1 protein-coding gene and 3 pseudogenes are annotated in these 4,680 nt (G+C 38.6%); 2 read left to right on the plus strand and 2 right to left on the minus strand.

Annotation, left to right across the window (positions count from 1 at the left end; genetic code table 11):
- Positions 1 to 1,069, plus strand: a pseudogene (gene proS, locus DYE19_RS11080) (proline--tRNA ligase); the annotation flags it as partial.
- A 71-nt stretch (positions 1,070 to 1,140) separates the two neighbouring features.
- Here the strand turns inward: proS and gpt are convergent.
- Positions 1,141 to 1,602, minus strand: a complete 462-nt coding sequence (gene gpt, locus DYE19_RS11085) for a xanthine phosphoribosyltransferase (RefSeq protein ID WP_049214915.1) — start codon at positions 1,600 to 1,602, stop codon at positions 1,141 to 1,143.
- 152 nt (positions 1,603 to 1,754) lie between these two features.
- On the opposite strand from gpt, the pseudogene DYE19_RS11090 reads away from it, so the two are divergent.
- Positions 1,755 to 3,125, plus strand: a pseudogene (locus tag DYE19_RS11090) (aminoacyl-histidine dipeptidase); the annotation flags it as partial.
- Here the strand turns inward: DYE19_RS11090 and DYE19_RS11095 are convergent.
- A pseudogene (locus DYE19_RS11095) lies at positions 3,077 to 4,542 on the minus strand (aminoacyl-histidine dipeptidase). The pseudogenes DYE19_RS11090 and DYE19_RS11095 sit on opposite strands and share 49 nt — an antisense overlap.
- Positions 4,543 to 4,680: the final 138 nt, after the last annotated feature.

A 4,680-nucleotide genomic window follows, 5' to 3' on the forward strand; every position in this document is an offset into this window, starting at 1 on the left:
TGAAGATGATGTGGTGTTTTTCAACTGAGTCAGATTTTGCCGCCAATATTGAACTCGCCGAAGCGGTGGCTTTAGGTGAACGTGGTGCACCAACAGAAGCATTGCGTTTAGTCGATACGCCAAATGCAAAAACGATTGCCGAATTAGTTGAACAATTTTAATCAACCTATTGAGAAAACTGTGAAAACGTTAGTGGTACACGCGACTGAAGAAAGCGGTCACAAGTTAGTGGCGTTGTTAGTGCGCGGTGATCACGAGTTAAACGAAATTAAAGCGGAAAAAAGTCGATATTGTCGCTAGCCCGTTACAATTTGCAACAGACGAAGAAATCCGTAATGTAGTGGGGGCTGGTACGGGTTCTTTAGGCCCAATTAACTTACCAATGCCAATTGTGATTGATCGCACTGTTGCAAATATGGATAACTTCTCAGCGGGCGCGAATCAAGATGGTAAGCATTATTTTGGTATTAACTGGGAACGTGATTTACCAGTGCCACAAATTGCCGATTTACGTAATGTGGTGGAAGGCGATCCAAGTCCAGATGGTAAAGGTGTGTTACAGATCAAACGTGGTATTGAAGTGGGTCATATTTTCCAATTAGGAACGAAATATTCAGCAGCAATGAATGCCACAGTACAAGGCGAAGATGGGCGTCCACAAACCATGATCATGGGTTGCTATGGTATCGGTGTAACACGTGTCATTGCCGCAGCGATTGAACAACATCATGATGAACGTGGTATTATTTGGCCAGAAAATATTGCGCCGTTTAAAGTAGCTATTGTACCAATGAATATGCATAAATCTGAAAGCGTGCAACAATTTTCTGAAGAATTATACCGCACTTTAATGGCACAAGGTGTGGAGGTGATTTTCGATGATCGTAAAGAGCGTCCAGGTGTGATGTTTGCGGATATGGAATTGATCGGCGTGCCACATATGATTGTGATTGGTGAGAAAAATCTTGAGAAAGGCGAAATTGAATATAAAAATCGTCGTTCTGGCGAAAAAGAAATGATCGCTAAAGAACAATTACTTGATGTGTTAAAAGCAAAATTTAATCAATAAGTTGAATCACAGATAACAAAAAATGCGAGTTTATTACTCGCATTTTTTTATGTTGTAAATTTAAGGCTGAATTATTTTCTTGCCAAAGGTGGTACAAAAGTTAAACCTAAATCCCAAGGTTGTTCGATCCAAGTGTTTTGTGGAATATCAATGACATAATCATCCACTAATGGCGCACCTGCAGGTTTTGCGAATACAGTGACAAATCTTGCTTTTGGATACATTTCACGGATTGCACGCGCAGTATTGCCTGTATCAACTAAATCATCAACTACGATAAAACCGTCACCATCACCTTCTGCACGGTGTAACACTTTTAATTCACCCTGTTCTGAATGGTCGTGGTAACTCGCGATACAAACTGTTTCAACATGACGAATACCTAATTCACGTGCTAATACTGCGGCAGGAAATAATCCACCACGACTGACCGCGATAATCCCTTTCCATTGAGAGGCGGGGAGTAAACGCTCTGATAATTTACGTGCGTGCATTTGGAACATATCCCAAGTCACTACATATTTTTCACTCATAGACACACCTATTTAAAAACGGAGGAGCAATTTTGCTCGTAAAATAAAATTGCGTTAGGATAACCTGAAATAGCATTTTATGCTATAATTTTGCTGGTTTTTTTCGCAGTTTTATACATAAAATAATAACAAATCTCAAATTAGGAGGCGTTATGTCAGAGATCCAAACATTACAACCAAAATTACTGTGGAAATGGTTTAGTCAAATCTGTGCAATCCCACATCCATCTTATCAAGAAGAACAAATTGCTCAGTTCATTGTACATTGGGCAAAGGGAAAAGGCTTTTATGCTGAACGTGATGAAGTAGGTAATATTTTGATCCGTAAACCTGCAACCGCAGGTATGGAAGATCATGTGCCTGTAGCATTGCAAGCCCACTTGGATATGGTGCCACAAGCTAATGAAGGTACACAGCATGATTTTAAGAAAGATCCAATTCAACCTTATATTGATGGGGAATGGGTAAAAGCTCGTGGTACAACATTAGGTGCTGATAATGGAATTGGGATGGCATCTGCATTAGCAGTATTAGATTCTGAAGACTTGGTACACCCGCCTCTTGAAGTTTTATTAACGATGACTGAAGAAGCTGGTATGGAAGGGGCAATTGGCTTACGTCCAAACTGGCTACAAAGCGAAGTCATGGTTAATACCGATACAGAAGAGAATGGCGAAATTTACATTGGCTGTGCTGGTGGTGAAAACGCGAATATCTCATTAGAAATTGAACGTAAACTGAATACGTTTGAACATAGTTATCAATTGGTACTAAAAGGTTTATCTGGCGGTCACTCTGGTGGTGATATTCATACAGGACGAGCGAACGCAATTAAAGTACTTGCTCGTTTTTTAGCAAGACTGACTCAAGATGAACCTCAATTCCAATTTTCCTTAAGCGAGATTCGTGGCGGCTCTGTACGTAATGCTATTCCTCGTGAAGCTTTTGCTACATTAGTATTTAATGAAGGACTAGATACATTGAAAAATGCGGTTCAAGATTTTGAAAGTGTATTAAAACATGAGCTAGCAAAAGTAGAACCTAATCTAACATTTACACTACAATCTGTAGAAAAAGCGGATACAGTTTTCTCACAAAGTACAACACATAAAGCAATTCATTTATTGAATGTATTACCAAATGGTGTCATTCGTAATAGTGATGTGTTAGATAATGTAGTAGAGAGTTCATTAAGCATTGGTATATTGCGTACAGATGAGACTCATATTAAAGGAACAATTTTAATTCGTTCATTGATTCATAGTGGAAATCGTTATGTTGGTAGTTTATTGAAATCTTTAGTTTCTTTAGTCGGTGCTGAAGTTGAGTTTAATGGCTACTATCCAGGTTGGGAGCCACATAATGATGCGCCGATTGTGAACTTAACAGAGAGAATCTATGCGGACGTACTCGGGTATGCGCCAGTAGTTAAAGTGATTCATGCAGGTTTAGAATGTGGTCTTTTGAAGAAAATCTATCCAAATATAGATATGGTTTCTATTGGACCAACTATTCGTAATGCCCAATATTTGAACCTGCTGGAAAATGCACTTTTTCCATCAGGTGAATGGGCATTACGAATAGTTGGTCCAATAGAAACCATATCTATATTTGGATAGATTTTCTTCAAAAGACCACATTCTAACCTGCATGAATCACTTTAACTACTGGCGCATACCCGAGTACGTCCGCATAGATTCTCTCTGTTAAGTTCACAATCGGCGCATCATTATGTGGCTCCCAACCTGGATAGTAGCCATTAAACTCAACTTCAGCACCGACTAAAGAAACTAAAGATTTCAATAAACTACCAACATAACGATTTCCACTATGAATCAATGAACGAATTAAAATTGTTCCTTTAATATGAGTCTCATCTGTACGCAATATACCAATGCTTAATGAACTCTCTACTACATTATCTAACACATCACTATTACGAATGACACCATTTGGTAATACATTCAATAAATGAATTGCTTTATGTGTTGTACTTTGTGAGAAAACTGTATCCGCTTTTTCTACAGATTGTAGTGTAAATGTTAGATTAGGTTCTACTTTTGCTAGCTCATGTTTTAATACACTTTCAAAATCTTGAACCGCATTTTTCAATGTATCTAGTCCTTCATTAAATACTAATGTAGCAAAAGCTTCACGAGGAATAGCATTACGTACAGAGCCGCCACGAATCTCGCTTAAGGAAAATTGGAATTGAGGTTCATCTTGAGTCAGTCTTGCTAAAAAACGAGCAAGTACTTTAATTGCGTTCGCTCGTCCTGTATGAATATCACCACCAGAGTGACCGCCAGATAAACCTTTTAGTACCAATTGATAACTATGTTCAAACGTATTCAGTTTACGTTCAATTTCTAATGAGATATTCGCGTTTTCACCACCAGCACAGCCAATGTAAATTTCGCCATTCTCTTCTGTATCGGTATTAACCATGACTTCGCTTTGTAGCCAGTTTGGACGTAAGCCAATTGCCCCTTCCATACCAGCTTCTTCAGTCATCGTTAATAAAACTTCAAGAGGCGGGTGTACCAAGTCTTCAGAATCTAATACTGCTAATGCAGATGCCATCCCAATTCCATTATCAGCACCTAATGTTGTACCACGAGCTTTTACCCATTCCCCATCAATATAAGGTTGAATTGGATCTTTCTTAAAATCATGCTGTGTACCTTCATTAGCTTGTGGCACCATATCCAAGTGGGCTTGCAATGCTACAGGCACATGATCTTCCATACCTGCGGTTGCAGGTTTACGGATCAAAATATTACCTACTTCATCACGTTCAGCATAAAAGCCTTTTCCCTTTGCCCAATGTACAATGAACTGAGCAATTTGTTCTTCTTGATAAGATGGATGTGGGATTGCACAGATTTGACTAAACCATTTCCACAGTAATTTTGGTTGTAATGTTTGGATCTCTGACATAACGCCTCCTAATTTGAGATTTGTTATTATTTTATGTATAAAACTGCGAAAAAAACCAGCAAAATTATAGCATAAAATGCTATTTCAGGTTATCCTAACGCAATTTTATTTTAACGAGCAAAATTGCTCCTCCGTTTT

The organism is Pasteurella canis (assembly GCF_900454865.1).
GTDB lineage: Bacteria > Pseudomonadota > Gammaproteobacteria > Enterobacterales > Pasteurellaceae > Pasteurella > Pasteurella canis.

Bases quoted from the DNA above. Each gene is read 5' to 3' on its own strand.
- gpt (WP_049214915.1), bottom strand. From the start codon at position 1,602: ATGAGTGAAAAATATGTAGTGACTTGGGATATGTTCCAAATGCACGCA.